Here is a 22,898-nt window from a genome sequence, read left to right on the forward strand (position 1 = left end):
TAAGTCGGCAAAACCATAACCCTATTTCAATCTACTTTCCTTTAGCAAAACAGTTACCTGCAATTTTCATGAAAACCCACCTTAAATACATATTACTTATTCTGATAATTACTTCATGTAGAACTACTAAAAATTGGTATAGTGATCAGAATGACAAATCTTACACCGCATCTTATGACGATTTTAATGGAAAAGAAAAAATTGAACTCAAACGAAATTTAAACCAAATTGCTTACCTCAGTTATTTAACAATTAATAATAAAGGAAATTTAAACTTAGATGTCAACCGAAAAGGCTTCCATTATATTCCCAATAAAATAGAGCACTTAAAGTTTGATCTAAACAATCCTTTAATTATTCAAATCAAAGGTGAAGATGCTAAAGGAAAATTTAATTTAGAATATCCGACCTACAAAAGGAAAGAAATCCAAGTACAATACAATTCCAACTTTGAGCTTTTAAGTTTGGCTTATTTCTTATCAAATATGTACTCAGGTTTAAAAGAGAGCAACAACACCTTTGACTATAATGGTAGTAAAGTAAAAGTCGCTGACTTATTTAGTTTAAATTTAAAAATTGGAGATAGGTTTAAGACTTATCAAAATTCTGAAAATCTAAAAATTTTAAAAGATTTTTTCAAAAAACATTGGTATTTAGATTACACGAAATTCGTTATTAATTTATCCAACTTTCCAAATGCAAAACATAAACAAGGGGACTCTTTTTTGCATACCCTTTTCGATTCGAAAAAAGATGAAGAACAATTTATTTTAGCATTGAATAATTTTTATAACGAGATAAAATTTGATGAGTTTTTACTAGAGTATAAGCCCTACTATAATAAAATGATTGAAGAGGTAAAAAACAATTTACCAGATGAAAATTTTATTACAGAAATGGAACATCTATATAATAAAGAAGCAAGTGAATATTTTTTAAATGCAAGTTTAACAATGCCATTTAGTCAAGGTTATGCAGTTTCTGAAAATGATAATATAGGATATGTATTTGGTTCGTTTACTTTACCATCTGAAATAGATGATTTAAATAATTTATCTCTTGGTTATGCAAATGCTTTACAATTGAGAAATATTTCTGTTCACGAGTTTGGGCATTCATTTGTAAATCCCGTAGTTGATAAAGTGGGTGATTCAATAATAAATAATAAAGAATTTCTATTCGAGCCAATTAAAAAGAAAATGTCTGAGCAAGCATATTCAAAATGGAAATATACATTATATGAACATTTCGTTAGAGCAGGAGAAATATTTATAGCAAAACAATTAAATGATGAAATAACTGCTCAAAAACTCTCACATGATTATATAGAAAATAGAGAGTTTATATATTTAAGACAAATCATTCCGGCAATGGAAAAATGGTATAATAAAAAATATTTTACCCACACATATTCGGATTTCGTAAAAGAAACAATTGAAAATCTAAAGTTGGAAAAGTAAAAAACTGCAGGCAATAATGATCATGATAAATAACGGGTATTATCAAAAAAGTGTAATTTAGTATCCTAAGTAAAAAAATACCTTAACTGCAAAGATAGCATCCCTACTACCGCTACTTTTGTTACTGATACCGTTACCAACAAACTTTATAAAATTCAGATGCAAGGAAAACGACTAACTAAACTAATTATCGGTTTACTATTAATAATCTCTAATATTAGTTGTGATCAAATCACTAAAAAAGAGGTTCGAGATAATATAGAATCAAATGAAAGAATTCAGGTAGTAAAAGATAATTTCATTTTAACTAAAGTTGAAAATACTGGTGCTGCATTAAGTTTTGGATCCGATTTTCCTCCTATAATTAAATTATTCATTTTTCAAATAATGCCAATTGTAGTTTTGTTTTATCTATTCTACTTTTTATATAAAAGAGAAGATGTTTCAAAAACAAATTTTGTTGCTTTCACATTTTTCATTGGTGGAGGAATTGGTAATATTATCGATCGTATTCTTTACAATTCCGTTACCGACTTCATGTATTTAGAAGTTGGATCAATTCATACTGGAGTTTTTAATATGGCAGATGTTTCAGTTACAATAGCAGCAATTCTACTTGCGTATAGTTCCCTCTTTAGTAAAAGAAAGATTCCGTTAAAACCAGTTTATAACGACAATTATCACAAATAAAGGATTGATTCACAGAGAAAATAATTAACTTAACCAACAATTAAAATTTACGCCACAAATTCGCATCCCTACTCTGGCTACTTGTCCTAAACTTTACCGTTAGGTAAAATATCTCTAATGGAGATTTTACTAAAAAGATTAAATGTTGAATACACCGATTTTAAAATATTTTTGGGAAATAAATAGTTTTAATATTCCGCTTGCTATTGTTATTGGAATTTCCTCGGGATTAATTTATGGTTTAATATTGTTTTGTAGTGCTGGTATCTTATTTGGCCTTTTTGGTTTTAATTATTTCAAAAACAATGAATATTATACCTATTATAATCTAGGATACTCAAAACTTAATTTGATTAAAAAAGTTTTCTTTTCAAATATTATTATTGCATCTGGATTATTGCTCATTATAACAATTATTAGATGAGTCTCCAGGTAAAGAACATAGAGAAATCCTTTGGAAAAAATATCATTCTCAAGGACGTTTCAATGACCTGCCAAAAAGGTGAAATATTAGGAATATTTGGTAGAAATGGAACTGGAAAGTCTTCTCTTATGAAGATTATTTTTGGAATATTAAAACATGATAAAGGAACAATAGAAATAGACCAAAAATCATATTATCAAAACGAGATTATTCCAAACCAAGAAATTTCATATCTACCTCAAGACACATTCTTACCTAAGAATATAAAAGTAAGGAATATAATTCCTTTCTTTTTTCAAGATGGTTGTGATCAAGATAAAATTTTCTATTCAAAAGGAGTTGGAAATTTTACACAAAGAAAAATTAAAGAACTTTCACTAGGACAGCTTAGATATCTTGAAATCCTTCTAATAGGTCATTTAAATCATTCTTACATGCTATTAGATGAACCTTTTTCTATGATTGAGCCCATTTATAAGGACTTTATTAAAGAGTTATTATTAAAGCTTAAAAATCAAAAGGGAATAATTTTAACTGATCATTACTATAGCGACGTTCTGGAAATATCAGACAAAAACTATTTAATAAAAGATGGATCAATCTTAAAAATTCAGAATAAAAATGATTTGATAAAAAGTGAATATTTAAATAAAAAATGACCAAAGAGATACATTGCCTAACAAGGGTTATCACAAATAGCGGGTATTGTCGAAAAATTGTATTTTAGTATCCTAGGTAAGAAAATACTTAAACCGACAAGTCCAAGTCCCTACTCCCACTACTTGCGTTGAACAAGACCGTTATAACATTATTAACTAACAAACACTATAGATAATGATTCCGATAATATTTGGTCTTATTGTTTTTGCTGCAATTTTTTATTCGATAAAAGCAAATGATGAAAAAAAATTGAGAGAAAAGCAAGAAATAGAACTAAGACAACTTAAATTTCAAAATGAATATTCCAGTAAAAAACAGAGGGAAGAAGAGAAAATTAAAGAATTAATATCTAGCATAAAGGAATTGGAAAAACCTAAATATGTTGATGATGAAAGAAAATTGGAGAAAGTTAGAAAGTTTATACCTGAATTTTCTGAATTTCAAAATGTTGACTACTATTATACACGTTTAGAATCCGAATATGATAATATGAGAAAAGTGATAAGTATTCTGGAATATGATTCACCTTTAAATTTTTTGGAAATACGATTTACTATAACAAAACTTACTCCATATCAGGAGATATTTGATAAGATTGAATTTAAAAATCACCACACTATAGAAAATAAAAAAATACTCAACTCTTATAAAGCAATGAAGTCAATAATTGATTTATAAATCGGGGATTTTTTATAAAAGTCTAAACGGAAAAATAACGTGTTACAAAATCGCTTATAGTATATAATGGACTTATCCGAATAAATGTAATTTAGAATCCTAAGAAAAAAAATATTTAAACCGATAAGTTCGCATTCCGACTCCCGCTACTTTGTGTAGCCCGACACGTTGGGTGCAAGTATAAACGAAACTTTAGTAAATGACATTTAGATATGCAAGACATACAAACGACTTAGACAGAATTGAAAAATTTTATACGGAAATAGTTGGTCTTGAAAAATTAGGCGGCTTTAAAAATCATAACAATTATAATGGTCTATTTTTAGGAGGTGAAAATTTAGATTGGCATCTAGAATTTACAACTTCAAAGGAAAAACGAAAGAGTAATTTTGATGAAGATGATATACTTGTTTTTTACGTAAACTCTCAAATTGAATTAGATATAATTGAGAATATCATCAAAAATAAAAACATTAAAATTAAAATTCCTAAAAATCCATATTGGGAACAAAATGGAATGATGATTACTGATCCTGATGGATATAACATCGTATTATCAATTAAACATTTGGAATTAAATTCAGATGATTATTTGACTCAATTGGTGAGAAGCAAAAACATTAATAATTGGAGTGATTTAATAGAATTAATTAAAAATCTTCCGTACGGACGGAATCACAATAGAGATGATTTTTCACTAGTTCTGAAAGAAGAGAAAGGAACTTGTAGTTCCAAACATTCATTTCTAAAAAAAATTGCGGAATTAAACGAGTTTCAAAATATAAAACTTGTTTTAGGAATCTATAGAATGAACCACTTAAACACACCAAAAATTGAAAAAACAATTATAAACAGTGGTTTAGAATATATTCCAGAAGCGCATTGTTATTTGAGAATTAATCAACAACGAATAGATATCACCAATAGAGATTCCGACATTGACAATTTCGAGAAATACATAATCGAGGAAGTTGAAATCGCACCAGAGCAAGTAAGCATTTTTAAGGTTGAATATCATAAAAATTATTTGAAGAAATGGATTGAAGAAAATCATATTAAAAAGACTTTGGAAGAAATTTGGGACATTAGAGAAGAATGTATAAAAAAACTAGAAGTACAAATACCTGCACCCAATAACCATCATCACAAATAACGGGTAGTATTACAAAGAAAATAATTAAAATAACGAACAATTAAAACCTAAGCCGACAAGTCCGTGTCCCAACTCCCGCAATTTGTGTGAACCGAGACCAATGGCAAACATTTGAAATGAAAATACGTAATTACATTGTAATTTTGGTTTTAACCATAGGCTTTTCATCTTGCAAGGATGAAAAAAAAGAAAATAGAACTGATGAAATAAATGAAAATATTTCATCGAATTTACAGGTTGACCATTTCAATATTTGGGTTGAAAATCCCAAAACTGCTAAAGAAAAATTGAACGAAATTGGATTTAACTCTGTTCCCGATTCACTTTCGGAAGTTCATAAAGGACAAGGAACAGCAGGAAGATATTTCAATTTTTTAAATGGCTACCTCGAACTAATTTTTGTTTATGACCAAAACGAATTAGAGGAAAATAACAAGAAAAACAAAGATTTAGATTTTACGAAAAGAGCAAATTTCAAAAAGAATGGTGCTTTACCTTTTAGCATAGCTCTGAGAATAAAAGATTACGATATAGGAAAAATTCCATTTGAAAAAGTGAGTTACCACCAAGATTGGATGGAGGAAAATGCCAATATATATTCAGCTAAAAATTCCAAAACGCATCTTCAAGAACCTTCTATTTTTGTCGTTTATCCAGAAATTGAATCGGACACATTTGAAACCATATCAGACCTAAAAAATATTCCAGATGAATACGCATTTGCAAGAGAATTTTATAAGCATCCAAATGGAGCGAAAAAAATCACGAATATAGTAATCACATCAACTGATTTAGATTTAAAAACAGAAACGATAAAAGCAGTTAATGGAATTTCACACTTAGCTGTAAAAAATGGAAAAGAACATTTAATGGAACTATATTTTGATAATAATATTCAGGAAAAAACATTTGATTTAAGACCTGAATTACCATTAATTATATATTTGTGACGTTCAACAAACGTTTGCTAATAATGGTTATCACAAATAAAGGGTAGCTTTTCAAAGAAAATAATTAAATTAACCAAGAAATAAAGTCTAAGCCGACAAGTCTGCATCTCTACTCCCGCAACTTATGTTGACCGAGACCGTTGTACAACATTATGACTCGTCCTGAATAAAGGCTACATAATTCTAAACAGTTATGTATAAAAATGACAGAGTAACCAGACGTTATAGTGAACCATTCAAATTAAAAATTTTATCAGAACTTAGTACTGGAAAATATTCTAAGTATGAACTAGGTAAACTCTATGGGATTGCTCCCTCAACCATCAATGAATGGATTAGGAAGTATGAGCGTAAAGACCTAATGAACACAAGGGTTATGGTAGAAACAAAGGATGAAATAACACGGATCAAAGCACTCCAAAAAGAAATTGAACAGCTTAAAAAACTACTCCTTAAAAAAGATATGGATCAACTGGTCGATGATGCATACTTGGAAGTAGCTGCCCAAAAATTAGGCTACAAAAGTGTCTTGGAACTTAAAAAAAAACTAAATATCAAGCCTTAATCATAGCAAAGGAAAAAGCCAAGGGATTTGCTTCGTTATCCAAGATATGTGATTGTTTTGAACTAAAACGTGACGCTTATTATAAGTACAAATGCAGAGCTGATAAACGAAAAGAGATCGAACAACATATAGTTGCTATCGTAAAAAGAAAACGCAAATCCCTTCCGCGAGAAGGCGTGCGCAAGCTTATGAAATCCTTGAGCCAGGACTTTGAAAAGCAGCAGTTAAAAGTAGGTAGGGACACATTATTCAATGTACTAAGAGAACATAAAATGTTGACATTAAGAAAAAAGTACAGTGCCAGAACAACCAATTCGTATCACAGGTTTTATAAGTACAATAACATTATAAAAGATCTAAAAGTAAACCGATCTAATCAAGTTTGGGTATCGGACATTACGTATATCAGAACTCTAAAAGGATTTTGTTACCTAGCACTCATTACAGATATGCATTCCAGAAAGATTGTGGGTTATGACCTTAGTGATAGCCTAGAACTTAAAGGATGCGTGAGAGCACTTAATAAAGCGATTTACCAAGCCAAAGACATCAAAGGGCTCATACACCATTCAGACAGAGGGATACAATATTGCAGCAATGTGTATACTCAAATCCTTAAAAGAAAAAAGATAGCTATCAGTATGGCTGAAGAAAATCACTGTTACGAAAATGCAATGGCAGAACGCGTAAATGGGATCCTGAAAGATGAATTCTATCTCGATCAGGTCTTCACAAATAAGGAACACGCTAAAAGAGCTGCAAAAAACGCCATTAAATTATATAATGAAATAAGATTACATTTATCTTTAGACTATCAAACACCAAATATGGTATATAAATTAACAGCGTAAAATCAATTTTAACCTGTAGCCATATTTCAGGACAAGACATTAACAAATCAATTCTGTGGCAAAACATCAAAAATCTAAATCAGATAAAACTGTAGAATATTACATTCACTCTTTAATAACCCTCTAATTAACCAACAAGTTTTTATGAAGAAAATCTTATTAATGGCTGTAATGCTATTTACTTTTATTGCCGTTAAGGCACAAAACAACTCTGATAATCACTATGATAAAAAAAATGAATTAAAAGTCGATGTGATCCAACCATTAATTGGAGGGTCTATTGAAGCAATTTATGAAAGGAATTTAAACAATAAATCCTCATTAGGAATTTCGGGTCTTTATATGTTTTCTGAGAAATTTGATGAGGATATGAATTACTCCATCACACCCTACTACAGAAGGTTCTTAGGTAAGAAGTATGCCGTAGGTTTTTTTGTTGAAGGCTTTGGAATGTTCAGTTCAATTGACGGGAAAAAAATATATGAAACAGAGGAGAAGCTAAATTTTACAGAAGGTTCTGATGTTTATGATTTATCTCTTGGGTTAGGTTTGGGTAGTAAATGGGTCACCAAAAACGGTTTTATCTTTGAAATTAATGCTGGTTATGGAAAACAATTATTCAATGCAGATAAAACAGATCACAACCAGGTAATACGTTATGGTATTAAATTCGGTTATCGATTTTAAACACAAAATTCGAAAGAAACGTTGTACAACATCGGTTCATCGCAAATAACGGGTATTATCGAAAAAGTGTAATTTAGTATCCTAGATAAGAAAATACTTAAACCGACAAGTTTGCATCCCTACTCCCGCAAACTTGTGTTAACCGGGACCGCTGTACACCATTTTATACAAAAATTTCAATGAAGAATATCCTTTCTATTTTCATACTTATTTCACCCTTTCTTTTATTTTCTCAAAAACAAGAAACACTAAATTCGATTACAAATAATTCGATAGAAATTGAGGATGCCAATCCTGATTCTGAATTAAAGATTTTTGAACAAAACACACCTAATAAATTTTCCAGAGCCAAGATTTATGGTTTTGGAGAAGCGTCACATAACACAAAAGAATTTTTTGACCTAAAAGCCAAGTTCTTCAAATATTTGGTAAAAAATCAAGGTGTAAAAACATTTATAATGGAGGAATCTTACCAAGCTGAATCTGGAATAAATGAATGGATAAGTGGAGGCAAAGGAGATATCAAAACGATTGCTGAAAATTTTAATATTAAATTTTGGCATACGAAAGAAATTGTTAATCTCCTGCAATGGATGAGAGAATACAATAGAGGCAAATCCCAAGAAGAGCAAATTAAGTTTTATGGTATGGATATTCAAGTCGGTAGACAACTAAATCAAGAGATACGAGAGTTTGTTGATAGCACTAAAATCTCAATAGACAAAAATCTTTTGGCTATTGCTGATAGTTCTGCAAATAAAGAAATAGACTATGCTAAAGAAGATACTTGGTGGCAAAACCAGCTTTCGAAATTAAACGAACTTAAGCAACAAGTAATTAGATCTAATCTAGAAAGAGAGAAGTACAAAAATGTTATAAGAAGTTTAGATTACTTGATAAGTTATACGGAATATGCTTCTTTGGTTAGAGATGAATATCCTAAGAGCACGGAATTCAGAGATTTAAAAATGTTCGAAAATGTTAAATATATTGTGGCAAATCTATCTACAAATGGTAAAGCATTTATATGGGCTCACAATGAACACATTAATAAAAAAGAAATGTACAGTACAGATAGTAATATTATTAACCTGGGCCGTAATTTAAAGGATCATTATGGTGACGAATATTATGCAGTAGGATTCGATTTTGGAATTGGTAAAATAAACGGTTTAATAACTGATCACAAAAAAGGCAATTATTGGAAAACTTACGATATAAAAAAGCCGTTTAGGAAAACTTATGCGAAAACCTTGATGTCAGTAGACAAAGAAATTTATTTTATTCAATTCGATAAAAATTTAAAATTCTTCAATGAAAAGTCCAAGCATTTACTAATTGCAGGAGGTGGATACCAACCAAAACCTTTACATAGAATACTAATTAATAAAGTATATGCAGATACTTATGACGCTTTAATTTTTGTGAAAAAAATCTCGGTGCCAGATTATAATTTAAATTAGGTAATAAAACGGTGTACAACAACGGCTCATCGCAAATAACGGATTTTGCCGAAAAAGTGTTATTTTAGAGACCAAGTAATAAAACAACAAAACCGACAAGTTCGCGTCCATTCTCCAGCAACTTGTGTTAGGTACTGTGTTATAAAACAAGTAATTTTGAGAAAATTTTTAGGAAGAAGTCAATGTTAAATTGCTTCTATCTTGTGCAGCAAGGACTTCGGTTCTTGCTGTCTTTTTTTGCTCATGTTCTGGATCGTAATCTATTTCATTTTTCCATAAACTATACATTAATACCAATAGCTTTCGCTCTACTGCTACTAAGGCTATCATTGGTTTGACTTTAGTGGGGTGGACTCGTTCGTAAAATTTTCTCAAGGTTGGATTCCATTGTATGGCGCTCATCGCTGGCATATATAGTGCACTGCGAATATGTTTATTCCCTTTCTTACTGATTCTCGTCTTTCCCTTATAAGCACCAGATTCTTTCAAGACCACATCAAATCCTGCATAGCTGGTCAATTGTTTAGCATTAGTAAAACCGGTAAAACCCAAAGTTTCACCTACTACGGTCGCTGCAGATTTAAAAGAGATCCCGGGGATACTTTCCAAGTGCTTCATTCTTTGATGCATCTGTGGATCATTCTTAACTAGAATTTCCATCTCCTTTTCTATTTCTATCAACTGCTTTTCAATCAATTTTAACCGCTGTCCATAACGCCTTAGCTCTGGTTTACTCTTATAAACCGAGTGCTCTACAGCATGAAGCCTATTTTGCTCGATCTGCTTCTCCTTTAATAGAAAGGATCGTTCCCGACTAAGTCCTTTTAACTGACGAAACAGAGGGTCTGGAGGGGTCCACAAGGTCAACTCCCTTTCACATCCAAGCATGGCCAGCATACGGCTATCTAAAGCATCGGTCTTGGAGCGTTGGTCCAAACTTTGGGCATAACGCTTTACCCGTCCTGATTGCATAACACTTACAGGAAATCCTTCCCCATAGAGATGGTATACCAAAGCTTCATGATAAATACCTGTCGATTCCATAACGACAACTATATCCTCTGGAGAACTGGCATTTTTAAGTAACCACTTTACCAACTTTTTAAAACCTGGTAAATCATTACTAACCTCAAATGGATCTTCAAACTCCTTTGTAAGTCTAGCCGTTAGACGGCACAAACAAACAGCCAAAGTCTCTTTTGAGACATCTATTCCTAAGGAGAGTTTCAAAATTTCATCATTCATAATAATGTTGATTTTTTAAACTCTATTCTCCATCACTTTTGCTCGCTTTTGATACGATCTCTATTATAGGATCTAGGTACTGTTCAAGTTCTCAGAGAAATTAATAGAAGGGTGGAATTTCTAACACACGATATCATGGATTAAATGTATCTACCGAGACCTCCCTATCCCTTCTATGGAGTTTAATAATTAATTCCTATTTTTAGCTAAATTACAATCTCAAATCTAACATACGAAACGAGACCGTTGGCAGCAAGGCAAAAAAAAAGTCAGTAAAGAACAAAATAAAAATCATGATAAAAAGTGTTGAATCTTTTTTCGAGGAAAGTAAGAAATGGAAGAAAGAATATGCTTTTCTGAGAATGATTATTTTGGAGACTGATTTAAAAGAAGATTTTAAATGGGGAAAGCCTTGTTATACTTTCCACGGTAATAATATTGTTCTCATCCACGGATTTAAAGATTATTGTGCATTACTTTTTAATAAAGGTGCACTTCTAAAGGATGATAAAAATGTTTTAGTTCAACAAACAAAAAATGTTCAAGCTGCTCGTCAGATTCGGTTTACGGATAATGAAGAAATAAAGAAAATTGAAAGCGTTATAAAAACATATATTTTCGAGGCAATTGAGGTTGAAAAACAAGGTTTGGATGTGAAAATGAAAAAAACTTCTGATTTTGAAATGCCGAATGAATTTAAACAAGAATTGGAGAAAAATTCTGATTTGAAAAAAGCTTTCAATTTATTAACTCCAGGAAGACAACGAGGATATCTTTTATATTTTTCTGGTGCAAAACAATCTAATACAAGATCAAACAGAATAGAAAAATTCAAGGAAAAAATACACAGTGGAAAAGGTTTAAATGACTAATTCATTATAGCAATTGAGAAAGCCCAGCTGCCAACAACGGTTATCACAAATAACGGGTAGATTTTCAAAGAAAATAATTAACCAACAATTAAAACCTAATCCGACAAGTTCGTGCTATCCTTTCCATGGAGTTTGTTAGCAAATTCTTATTTTTAGCTTAATTACAATCTCAAATCTAACATACGAACAGAGGCCGCTACCTGCAATATTTTTAAAAAAAATCGTCAATGAACAAAAATTCACTCGCTCTTATATTTTTCTTAATTCTGTTTTCAACAGGATTTTTACAAGCCCAAGAAATACTTGGAAATATATCTGATGAAAAAAATAATGAACCTCTACCTTATGTAAATATTGGAATTCCTAATAAAAATTTTGGAACAGTTTCAGATGAAAATGGGAACTTTAAATTAAAATTGAATTCAGAAATTGAAGAAAATGACACTATATTTTTTTCATATATTGGATACAATACCATAAAAAAATTAGTGTCAGAATTGAAAATTCAAAGTAATGCACTTATGATGACTCCGGACGACAATAAATTAGATGCAGTAGTTTTCAAAACGAATAAATTAAAAGAAAAGAGATTAGGTAGAACAAACAAAGGTCTCGGACTTATGCATTGGAATTTTTATTCATCTAAAGAAAAAGATGTCGATGATCGACTTAGTAAGGAAGTAGGAATGAATTTTAAACTTCGAAAAAACTGCAGATTAGAAAAATTTAATTTTGCAATAACATCAAATGAATTTAAAAGCTTAAAATTTAGAATTAATATTTACAATTCAAAAAATGATAAACCTGATTCTTTGATAATATCGGAGAATATAATATTTGAGCTAAAAGATCAAATACTTGGTTGGAATTCAATTGACTTGAATCCATATAATATATATTTAAAACAAGATCTTGAAGAGTTCATATTAACTATTCAATGGGTTGAAAGTAAAAAAGAAACAGAAAAGAGTAAATTTTTCGCTATTCCTGCGAGTACTTCACCATTTCATAAAATTTATTATAGAGATAAGGCCATGGATGATTTTGAATCCCAGACAGGAAGTTTAAGTATGTATTTAGATGCCAAATGTTCTAACTAAAAAAAACTGCAGGTAACAACGGTTATCTCATATAACGGATGGTATTTCAAAGATAATAATTATATTAACCAACAATTAAAGTCTGAGCTGACAAGTCTGCGTAACTTAATCCAACAACTAGAGAGAACAGATACCTTCGTTTCTATGTATGGAATTTAAAATGATAGATGTACGCTAGAAGACTTTAACAATTATTCAATCGAACAAGGGTATAGTGAATTTACGCTATCAGGAAATCCATCTACCGTTTAAGATCATGTAAAATGAGTTGAAAAGATATATGAAAGAGAAAGTATTACGGTTAAAAGGTTAGCTGAAAATATCAGTATCTTTAGATAATTAAGGGCCTACCGGTTATTAAGGTGAATGTGGAAGAAAAAGTCATAACGCTTATTTAAGTGCTCCAAGAAAATTTTAGGATTTTGTGAAATAGGTATCGATTATAATAATAGCCTTCACCGAACACCATGTCAAAACTGCCCTTGAACCTCCCAAATGGAAATTCTATTTCTATCAGTATCTAATAATCTACTCATACTTTCTTTCATTTTTGAGGTAATTATTTATCAAAACTATCTCTGGATTGAGTTAAAATCCGGTTCTGGAATTCCTTATTAATATTAAGTAAATCCTCCTAGAATACAAAATTCTTATTCCAATATGCGGCGGCTAAAAAGGATTGCATGAGTTATATCTAAAAAGTAATTAATAACTATTTTAATAAAGAGGTGATTAATAAAGTGAATAGAGACTTAAAGCCACATACTACATTAACTAAAATTATTTTAACTACAATTTTAATGATAGAGGTAGTTTTACTATTCTATTCCCCACTTTTTAATAATATTTTCAAGTGCTGTAGATTGTTTATCACTTAGTTTTCCATTGCGTTCAAAACTTTTCTTTAATGAATTAATAAATGTTCTATCAAAAGATTCATTTTGTTCAGACCATTTTAATACCAAATTAATCCTTGATAAAGAAGAATTTGATTCATAACTTGTGAAAGTTATAAGCTTTTTGTTTATTCTCTTCCGAATCTCCAATTGTTTAGAAGACATTTTTCTTTTTCTGATTGTGTCTGAATAAAATTTATTTTCAAAATCCGTAATCACCTTTTTTCTAAACAAATAATCAAGTACTTCGGGACTCATACTTTTTTCAGGATCTATTTTTAATCTTTTAATCGACACGAAAATTTTATTCCCTTCTTCAATACCAAGAAATTTATTTACGCAACAATTTCCTACTTCTGTACTGTTTTTATTGATCGTGTTTTCTATTACACAAATATTTTTAATGGGGTAATGCCCACAAAGGCAAGTTTGTAAATCTTCACTTTGGTAAGCATATTCAAAATTCCATTCCATTTTCGCACTATTCCATAGATCGGATTCACTTAATTTAATTATTTCATCGGTTAATTTGAAGTGCATAAATAAATAGATTTTATGATATAATGGTAGAGCTAAGAAAATAGTGAAATCATGAATACTTTATTTAAGTAATCTAAGTATTAGCTATTCAATCGGAATGGGTTAAAATTCATTCTCCATTTAAATTCTATTTAGATTTAAGTGTATCTCTCTCGAAATCAATTAACAATTCCACTTGTTTCTTTATGAATGGATCATGCCAGTGTTATTCTCTAATTTTAAGTTTTGTTTTTTAAACTCATTTATAAAACAATTTAAATTAATTTGATTGAATGCCACAGTAAGGACAAAAATCGAATCTTTCTTCAATTTTAGATTCACAACCATTACATAACTTTACTGTTTCTACTATTGTAGATAGTGCTTTTCCAAGTTTATGAATCAAGGAGTCTGGTATTTCATTAAGAAAGCGAGATTCATTTCCTTTTTCAGTAATAAGGTATAGATCGTTTTGCGCTCTTGTAAGAGCTACATAAAAAAGTCTTCTTTCTTCTTCAAGAAGTTTATCGTGCTCAGATTCTTTTAAAACTTGAAAAAGTCTATCACTTAACCAAACATCTGGAAAACCACCAGAACCATCAGTTAAACCTATTATAAAAACAGCTTTTGCTTCTAATCCTTTTGAAGCATGAATAGTTTTTGCAGAAACTTTTATTCCCTCATTTTTGAATCTCTTTTTGTATTCGGAATACATGCTAGTTCTTCTATATAAAAAGAGAATATCTTCTTTCGAGTAGTTTTTTTCCTCTTTCAGAAGTTTAATCTGATTCACTGCAAAATCTACATTTTCTAATTCCGTAATTCCTTTGTGAACGTAAACTTTACTTCCAGATTTATTAGAAGCTTGAACTTCCTTTTTCATTTGGAATTTGTTATGCTTAATTACTTCATTACTTGCTCCAACGATATTTTCACTACTTCTATAATTTAGATTAAGTTTTATAATCTTTGAATTATGGAAATGATCTTCAAAGTTTACTATAAAATCTACATTAGAGCCCCTAAAGCCATAAATACTTTGCCAATCATCTCCAACACAGAACAATTGACTTTCTTCCTTTAAAAGCAGCCTAATTAGATCTACTTGAAGATTGTTAACATCCTGAAACTCATCAACAAGTAAATATTTAAACTGATCACGAAACCTATCCTTAATTGCAGAGTTATTTTCAAAAAGTGATATAGTCTTAGTAATTAAGTCATTGAAATCTAGATATGATTTATTTGTACAATAGGCTTGGTAATCACTAATTAAAGGTAGAACAAGTCTATAAAATTCTCTTACTCTCTCATGTTGATCTTCCTTAGCTCGTCTTGCAACAGATTCAGTGGATAGGTTTTCAACCTTTATCATATCAACAACTTTCAAAGTATCAAAAAGAAATTTGGCTATATTTTTCTTATAGTAATTAAACTCTTCCTCAAATGATAGATTTTGAGTATACTGATAATCTGTGGGCAACCTGTTTTTTATTGCATTTTCTAAAAACTGATTAAAAGTGGCAGAATTTCTAGTTTGCTCTTCATGAGTTTTTACTAAAGTAAGATTTGCTTTTTTGAATTGTTCTTCTTTCCCTTTTGTTGGGTGACTTCTATCGCTAACATGTTCAATGTAAATATTTGCGGATGGTAAGAAAAAATCAGGTTTAAATGAGAAATCACCGAAGTTAACTACACGTTCATATTCAAAAGGAATACTATGTCTATAAAGCCAATCTGAGATAAATTGTTCAGATTTCGATCTTACTTTTGTACCATTTAAAGTTGTATAATATTTCCCTTCTGGATAAAATTTTAGATTATCCTCTTTTTGATGAATTTTATCGACGAGATAATCCAGCACATATTTTTTTAAGTCTAGAAGATAATCCCGGTCTTGCTTACATCTTTCAATTATGCATTTATTTAAAGCTTCAAATGTGGTCTCATCAGCCGAATTGAAAGCTTGCTCAGGATCTTGCTTATTATCTGCAATCAAGCGAAATTGATTGTCGAATTCTGTAACACCATACTCACGTAAAATCCCATAGCAAAGGCTATGAAAGGTTTTTATTTTTAAATTATTAATCCAGTTGAATTTTTTGGTAAAAACAATTCTCTCTTGATCAATTTGAGCTTTGGAAATATATTTATCTGAAATAATCTTTTTATAATCTCCAGTTTCATCAGCACTCAATATTAACCTATCAATCATCTCATTGGCTGCATTTTTAGTAAATGTTATTCCCAAGATATTATTAGAGTTAATATTTTTTTCTTCAATGAGATAGATAATTTTTTGAAGCAATGTTTTAGTTTTTCCAGAACCCGCACCTGCTAGCACTAATAGTCTTTTAGATTCACTGGTTACTGCTTCCTTTTGCTTATCGTTTAACTGACTTAATAAACTATTTTGAATTTCCTGCATAATTATTTTTTTCTTCCATAATCGGCTGGAATTTCACCCCAGGCTTTTGTTTCCCATTTGAGAATTTGATTATCATATGTGTTTTCTGATAACCATTTTAAAGCTCTGGTTATAAGTTTAAACGTTTCTTTATTATTTTCGGTTTCCTCTAAATTCGTGTTGCATATACCTTTTTTTACCCAACCCATCGCAATTGTACTATCTGAGTAAATAGGTCTCTTGTCGTTACGCCGTTTTAATTCCGCCAGAGCATGAACTATAGCCAAAAATTCTCCCATATTTACGGTGGAATATTCAAATGGACCTTGCTTGAATATTACCTCTTTAGTTTCGGTGATTACTCCTTGATATTCAAGCCTCCCTGGATTACCGCTGCAAGCTGCATCAACAGATATACTATCTGATATTGGTTGTCCAATTAGTAATAATTGCTCTTTAGATAATTCGGGAGTGAACTTTTCTTTTACATCTTTACCTGCATAATCCCAGTAACTTTCAGAAAAAGCTTTTTCAGCTGCTTCCAAAGTCAGAAAAGATTTGAATTTAGCTTTAGGATAACCTTTTGTATTTGCTAGGCATTCATTCCATGTATGGAAAATACCTGTTTCTACTCCTTCCCAAATAACATAAATTTTTTTCTTCTTCTTACTCATTTTATACCTGAGTTTTCTTTTTATTTTAGTATATTAAATATCCTCTGTTTTGCTGAAATCACTTTAATTTCTCCTATGATTTGAAGTTTATTAGCAATAATTCGGACTCAGGAATCAATCTCCTTCAAAAAAGTCGTTATCAACCTCTTTTACTTCATAAACGGTTTTAATTTGAATACCTACGTTGTATTGATGCATGAGATCTACAAGTTTAGCACCATCAACTAAAATAATAGAGTGATGGGCTTCTTTAGCTTTTCTAATAGCTGCGTCATCAAATGTTGATGTCGTAATAAAAACACCCTTACTAGTATCTCCGCTCATGGCGCCAATAAAGTTCCGAATGTCCTTTTCTCTCACTTTATTCTCGTTATAGCGTTTTGCTTGCGTATAGATTTTTTCTAGACCTAGTTTATCTTCGTTAATAATACCATCTATCCCACCATCACCAGATTTAGAGGTTTCCACAAAGTCACCATAACCCATTTTTTTAAGAAGGATAAGAATAACTTTTTCAAAATAGTAAGGATCAATTTCTTTTAGTCTTTCTAGGAGTTCGGTTTTCACTTCTGTTTCTATAGAATTGAAACCAGAATCAATCAAATCTTGCGGTGAGGCATTTTCTACTTTTACATTTTCAAGTGTAACTTCATTGTCTTTTTTATCATTTACAGATTCTCTATGTTCAATATAATCTTTATCATTGTGAAGTTCCTCTACTGTTAAATGACCTCTTTCTAATACTCTTCTCCCTTTTTCAGTTATCTGTACCATTCCTCTTTTTGGATAAGAGGCAAATTTTGCCATTTTTAGATAAGATTTCCCCCAAAGAATTCTGTCAACTAAAGTATTTGCACCAGAACTTGTTTTCTGATTCAATAAATTCTCAGGCAAGTGAGCGTAATATTTATCTCGCACCTTGATAGCTAAATCTCTACTATTCATAGGTTCACCAGAACTTAAGATTTCTAAAAGAGGAATAAAGGATTCATGATATTTTGGTAATTCCATAATTTATATTTTAATGTGTCCGGAAGGTATTGTGTTCAGTATTATATTTTACTGAAACAAAAACTTCAAATAGATAGAGCATTATTTCTTCCTTGTGCTGATGCATATTATTTTTACTATGTTCCTCCTTATTTTGATCATAGAATTTTATTAAAGAAACATCACAAGTCATTAATTCATTACGCTCTGAATCAAAAGCTTGATGATATTGTTGATCCGTTGCCTTAGCTTTAGCAATTCTATGTGCTAAAGTAGCCATTGAACTTGTTGGACCTTTTTGATGATCTAAAATTCTCTTAATTACATTTCTTGAAATTCCGCAATAAAAGGGTTTTCCATTTCTTGAAAATAGATAAAGTCCTGCAAAATCTTGAGTTATATCAATATGCTTCATTTCACTATAATCAAATATATTAGTTCTCAATTTTTCTATCGCAGTTGCAGGGCCTATACCTTTTAATGTTCCTTTATTATTTGCAAATGTCTTGAAAGAAATTTTATTTTCTATAGGATCCCATTTTTCGCAAAGCAATTGAAGATCCCTAAAATATTTAATGAGGTTTTCTGAATCTAATGTTTCCAAAATTATAATTTAACTATTTTCAACTATTTTAATTTCCTCATCCGTTAAGCCATAAAGCTCATATACCATTTGGTCTATCTCTCTATCGGTATCGGCTATTTGTTGCTGAAGTACTACTGCCTTTTTCTTATTTTCTTCAAACAATTCCATCCACTCAAACTCGTCTCTTTTGGTGAGGGCTTCGACAAGCTCAGCTATACAGCCAGAATCTTTTGCAGCTTTTTCGCGTACTTTATTACTCACTTTGATTGCTTTATTTAATTCTTTGATAAATTCTCCAAATTTCAATTCATGCCAGTTTTGGAGTTTTTTTGATATGTTTTGTTGAAGTGCAAATTTTGAAGAAATAAAAGAATTAAATTTAATTATCAGATAATTAAAGTTTCTGTATAATTCAATATTTTTTATTGAATATTTATCAATATCAGAGTTCCTAATTTGATCAATTTTGGGTAAGGGAAAAGGGTTTAAATAAGTTGTGTTAAACGCAAAATATCCACCTCGATAAACTGAACTTGTGTTTTTGATAAAAAACCATAACACCTTTGAATTCAAAATTCCAAGAAGATGGATTAGATTTAATTCTGTGCGTTCATCTATTTTAATACAATAACCTCCAGCATCTGTTAGAGCTTTTGTGGTGTCAATTGTAAAATTAGGATAATTTTGTATTGTTGCGGAGACAATCTTTGGAGAATTAAATATATCTAATTCTCTTGATCTATGTAGACTATACCAATAATCTGGATTTGTTTTGTAACGAATTTTCTTTTCAATTAAAAAATCTTTAAACTCAATTAAATAATTATAAGTTTTTGGAAAATTCTCCTTTAAAATATTTTCGGGAAGGGGAACAGTTTTATTCTCCTTCTGATAGTGAGTATAGATCTGATAATAATTTATATCTAATTTTTGGTATCTTTTAATATCTTTTCCCTTCGCCAATGGTTTCATGATTGCTGCCTCTAGATGAACTTCTTTATTTAATTGATCCGAGAATCCTATAAACTCATTCCCGTGAAAGCTTCCTCTCATCATAAAAATTTTATCAGTAGTATTCTTAATTCCCTGTGAAATATTATCTAGAATATTTTCTAATTTTAATTTATTTTTTTGAAGTTTTTGAAGAACACCGCTAGAGAGCTTATCATGCAAATTCCATTTTTCAGAACTGAGTGAATCTAGATTTATAATTCCGAAATTTATAGGTTCCAACAGTTGAGAAGAATCAATTTCTAAATATTTAAAGTTTTCATTTTCCTTGGATAATTTGAGAATACAAGTGTAAGTTGAGGCATCCTTAAAAATTAATTCTGCTCCGAAACTTATAATTTCTTCAACGAATTTTTTTCGCTTTAAAAAATCTCTAATTCCAAAACCGAAATCAGCAATTAGAAATTTGTGTGGCAGAATAAAACTAACTTTACCATTGTTCTTGATTAGATAAAATGATTTTTCAATAAAAAGAACAAAGAGATCGTATCTTCGGGTTGCGGTTTCATACTTCTTTTCCAGCTCGAAACTTTCTTTATTAATAGAGTCTTTAATTGTTTGAACTCTTACATAAGGTGGATTTCCAATAACTACATCAAAACCACCATTTTTAAAGACTTCGGGAAATTCTTCTTTCCAATTAAAAGCTTTATCTCCGGCTACTTTTTTATCGTCTATTAAAGAATTTCCGCATTTTATGGTACTGCTTAAATCATTGAGTTTTCTTCGTGGTTGTGCAGTTCGCAACCAAAGTGAAAGTTTAGCAATCTCTACACTTTCTTCATTTATATCTACCCCGTAAATATTGTTTTCTAGAATGGTGTTTTCTATATCGCTAAAAACAAGTCCGCCACCCAATAACTTGGCTTTTAGCTCATCTATATAGCGATGTTCTTTTATAAGAAAATCTAAAGCCTGGTTTAAAAATGCGCCGGAGCCACAGGCTGGATCGCAAATGGTGAGTTTTAGTAACCATGCTCTGTAATCATCCAGAATTTTTACGAGTGCTTCTAAAGTATCCTTTTGTCGGCGTTTTCTTCCCCGATAATATTCTTCTTCTTTAAACCCAAGCTCAATCTTCTTTTCTTCACATAGTTTGCTTACTGTATTTTCTACTATGTATTTGGTGATGTATTTAGGCGTGTAAAAAACGCCATCTTTTTTACGCTTACTTTTTTGCTTATCAAAATCATCGCCTTCAATTTCAGCATTTACACTCTCGATTTCATTGAGAGAATTTTCAAAAATATGACCGAGAATATTAACGTCAACCTGGCTTTCAAAATCGTATTTAGCGAGTTGTGCCGTGTGTTTATGTAATAATTCATCATCTATCTCCAACGCATCCAGAATTGCATCGGGTTTAAAAAGCCCTCCATTATAAGCAAATATTTCTGCTGCAGTATCACTGATTTTTCTACCGGTATCTAAATAATTAAAGTATTGTTTAAACCTATCATATAAAGGCACTTGAGCATCCAGTTCTTTTAACTTATTCCAATCGGCTAAAATTTTATGGATAGAATTGGGTGGAAGCAAGCCACGATCTTCAGCAAAAAATATAAACAGAAACCTATCTATTAGCTTTTGTGACTTTTTAAATAAGTTGAGCTTTACATTTTTCTCTAACCTGTTTACATCATTTTGAAGCTCGGGATGCTCTAAAGATTCTGAGGCAATTTCAGAAGAGCGGAAGGTTTTTAGATGTTTGGCATTTTTGCGCACCAGATCTCTATAAAGCTCTCTTTTAAAAATAGAATAATCTTTATAAAACTCCTTGGTAATGGCTTCTTCTACCACTAAAGAATCTTCCTTGATTTTTAACGGAAGTTCTCTGCTAATATTTTCCTTTTGAAGACATAACCATAACAAAGAAAAATCATAACGGTTAAGTTCAAAAAGATCGAATTCTAAAAATTCGGTAGCATCATTAATATAGAAACGCAGCTTTTCAAAGTTGGAAGTAATTACATAAACACATCCTTTTTGATTGGCTTTATAATCAAAGGCTTGTTGTCTTATTCCCTCTAAATGCTTGGTGTTCGTCCCTTTTAATTCAATTACTCCAATTGCGGTACCATCGTTCAAGATAGCGCCATCTGCCTTTCGTGCATTCTTCTCGTTCTTATACTCTGTAGTAAGATTATAACTAGGATTTGGATTCATGGTATAACCCAGAATCTTTACAAACAATTCATTTAAAAATGTAGCCTGAAATTGCTCTTCTTTGGAGCTTCTTATATTCTCCTGTATTTCAGGATGCTGAAAGTAGTTGGTGAATTTTTTATAAGCTTTATCAATGATGTGGTCATCTTGAAGCTTGAGGTATTTCTTTAATACAGAAACCTGAAATAAGGCCATAAATTGGATAGTTATTGTTACAAACTGCAATACTAACTAGTAGGGTAGGAGTAGTGGCAGATATTAGGGTAGTAAAGCTATAAAAATATCTTAAAACTATGCTAAATAACTAACTCATTATTATCACCAACATATATTTCTGAAATTATAGCTACTTCATTTTATTAATAATATTATCAATAAAATTTCTTTTTGCGAACCCAAGTTAAGATTTAAGTATCTTATTTTGGACATACTATGTGGGAAGCACAACATTAATATGAGAGCTGAGAATTAAATGATCCAATCTAATGGAAGGTATATTTCATAAATAGTAATTAAAGCCTTACACTACTATTAATTTTGATAATGGTTTGATTCATTTGATCACTTGTTATAATCTAAAATCTTTCTTTTAATTTTCTTTATAACTAAAGGATAATTAATATCTTTATACAAGACGATATAAATGACATCAAAATTTTGGTTCACAAATCGTCAACATTAAAAATAAGTTATTAGTATTTACGGGCTATTTGAGAGATCGGTGAATCCTGCCGGGGTCACGAATAAATGGAACGTCCTAATTGCAAAAGAGTCTACTCGAATTTGCAATTAGGACGTTCTGTTTTCAAAGCGGAGCTTTGAGGATGCGCGCAGCGAATCCTTCGTGACTT

19 protein-coding genes are annotated in these 22,898 nt (G+C 30.6%); 12 read left to right on the forward strand and 7 right to left on the reverse strand.

The genetic code is table 11. The annotated features are described in order from the left end of the window. The first annotated feature begins 68 nt into the window (after positions 1-68). The 10 genes from P163_RS08295 to P163_RS08350 all read left to right on the forward strand — a co-directional run bounded on the left by P163_RS08295 (position 69) and on the right by P163_RS08350 (position 9,581). On the forward strand, positions 69-1,460 hold the full coding sequence (locus tag P163_RS08295) for a DUF4932 domain-containing protein (protein ID WP_034889504.1): 1,392 nt from the start codon (positions 69-71) through the stop codon (positions 1,458-1,460). A gap of 159 nt (positions 1,461-1,619) precedes the next feature. Beyond that, positions 1,620-2,150 carry a signal peptidase II gene (lspA, locus tag P163_RS08300; RefSeq protein ID WP_034889507.1) on the forward strand — a complete coding sequence of 177 codons (531 nt, stop codon included), beginning with the start codon at positions 1,620-1,622 and terminating at the stop codon, positions 2,148-2,150. Positions 2,151-2,570: 420 nt separating this feature from the next. Further along, on the forward strand, positions 2,571-3,233 hold the full coding sequence (locus P163_RS08310; protein ID WP_034889513.1) for an ATP-binding cassette domain-containing protein: 663 nt from the start codon (positions 2,571-2,573) through the stop codon (positions 3,231-3,233). Positions 3,234-3,408: 175 nt separating this feature from the next. Further along, positions 3,409-3,912, forward strand: coding sequence for a hypothetical protein (locus tag P163_RS08315; protein ID WP_034889516.1), 504 nt, complete (start codon positions 3,409-3,411; stop codon positions 3,910-3,912). A gap of 199 nt (positions 3,913-4,111) precedes the next feature. Next, a complete protein-coding gene (locus P163_RS18555) occupies positions 4,112-5,065 on the forward strand; it encodes a VOC family protein (RefSeq protein WP_231556178.1) in 954 nt (317 codons plus the stop codon). 116 nt (positions 5,066-5,181) lie between these two features. Then, a complete protein-coding gene (locus tag P163_RS08330; protein ID WP_034889518.1) occupies positions 5,182-6,015 on the forward strand; it encodes a VOC family protein in 834 nt (277 codons plus the stop codon). Between the two features lie 193 nt (positions 6,016-6,208). Further along, entirely contained in the window at positions 6,209-6,580 is a 372-nt protein-coding gene (locus tag P163_RS08335; RefSeq protein WP_034889520.1) for a transposase, read from the forward strand. A gap of 2 nt (positions 6,581-6,582) precedes the next feature. Continuing rightward, positions 6,583-7,431, forward strand: a complete 849-nt coding sequence (locus P163_RS08340) for an IS3 family transposase (RefSeq protein ID WP_034889523.1) — start codon at positions 6,583-6,585, stop codon at positions 7,429-7,431. 144 nt (positions 7,432-7,575) lie between these two features. Beyond that, complete coding sequence (locus P163_RS08345; RefSeq protein WP_034889525.1) at positions 7,576-8,118, forward strand: DUF3575 domain-containing protein; 543 nt, start codon at positions 7,576-7,578, stop codon at positions 8,116-8,118. 179 nt (positions 8,119-8,297) lie between these two features. Further along, on the forward strand, positions 8,298-9,581 hold the full coding sequence (locus tag P163_RS08350; RefSeq protein ID WP_034889527.1) for an erythromycin esterase family protein: 1,284 nt from the start codon (positions 8,298-8,300) through the stop codon (positions 9,579-9,581). Between the two features lie 168 nt (positions 9,582-9,749). Here the strand turns inward: P163_RS08350 and P163_RS08355 are convergent, their stop codons facing one another. Then, positions 9,750-10,826, reverse strand: a complete 1,077-nt coding sequence (locus P163_RS08355; protein WP_034889530.1) for an IS110 family transposase — start codon at positions 10,824-10,826, stop codon at positions 9,750-9,752. 293 nt (positions 10,827-11,119) lie between these two features. On the opposite strand from P163_RS08355, the gene P163_RS08360 reads away from it, so the two are divergent. Continuing rightward, on the forward strand, positions 11,120-11,698 hold the full coding sequence (locus P163_RS08360; protein ID WP_034889532.1) for a YdeI/OmpD-associated family protein: 579 nt from the start codon (positions 11,120-11,122) through the stop codon (positions 11,696-11,698). Positions 11,699-11,925: 227 nt separating this feature from the next. Beyond that, positions 11,926-12,798, forward strand: coding sequence for a carboxypeptidase-like regulatory domain-containing protein (locus P163_RS08365; RefSeq protein WP_034889535.1), 873 nt, complete (start codon positions 11,926-11,928; stop codon positions 12,796-12,798). 818 nt (positions 12,799-13,616) lie between these two features. On the opposite strand, the gene P163_RS08370 is transcribed toward P163_RS08365, so the two are convergent. From P163_RS08370 to P163_RS08395, 6 genes are all read right to left on the reverse strand, one after another. Continuing rightward, the gene (locus P163_RS08370) at positions 13,617-14,234 is read right to left on the reverse strand and encodes a hypothetical protein (RefSeq protein ID WP_051931188.1); all 618 of its coding nucleotides are present in this window, start codon (positions 14,232-14,234) and stop codon (positions 13,617-13,619) included. Positions 14,235-14,493: 259 nt separating this feature from the next. Further along, positions 14,494-16,641 (reverse strand): UvrD-helicase domain-containing protein, encoded by a 2,148-nt coding sequence (locus tag P163_RS08375; RefSeq protein ID WP_081891317.1) that lies wholly within the window; start codon positions 16,639-16,641, stop codon positions 14,494-14,496. A gap of 2 nt (positions 16,642-16,643) precedes the next feature. Next, complete coding sequence (locus P163_RS08380; protein WP_034889537.1) at positions 16,644-17,294, reverse strand: viroplasmin family protein; 651 nt, start codon at positions 17,292-17,294, stop codon at positions 16,644-16,646. Between the two features lie 114 nt (positions 17,295-17,408). Continuing rightward, on the reverse strand, positions 17,409-18,305 hold the full coding sequence (locus P163_RS08385) for a restriction endonuclease (protein WP_034889538.1): 897 nt from the start codon (positions 18,303-18,305) through the stop codon (positions 17,409-17,411). Positions 18,306-18,315: 10 nt separating this feature from the next. Continuing rightward, positions 18,316-18,888 (reverse strand): hypothetical protein, encoded by a 573-nt coding sequence (locus P163_RS08390; protein WP_034889541.1) that lies wholly within the window; start codon positions 18,886-18,888, stop codon positions 18,316-18,318. Between the two features lie 9 nt (positions 18,889-18,897). After that, the gene (locus P163_RS08395) at positions 18,898-22,242 is read right to left on the reverse strand and encodes an Eco57I restriction-modification methylase domain-containing protein (RefSeq protein ID WP_034889544.1); all 3,345 of its coding nucleotides are present in this window, start codon (positions 22,240-22,242) and stop codon (positions 18,898-18,900) included. Positions 22,243-22,898: the final 656 nt, after the last annotated feature.

This window comes from Gillisia sp. Hel_I_29 (assembly GCF_000744275.1).
Classification (GTDB): Bacteria; Bacteroidota; Bacteroidia; order Flavobacteriales; family Flavobacteriaceae; genus Gillisia.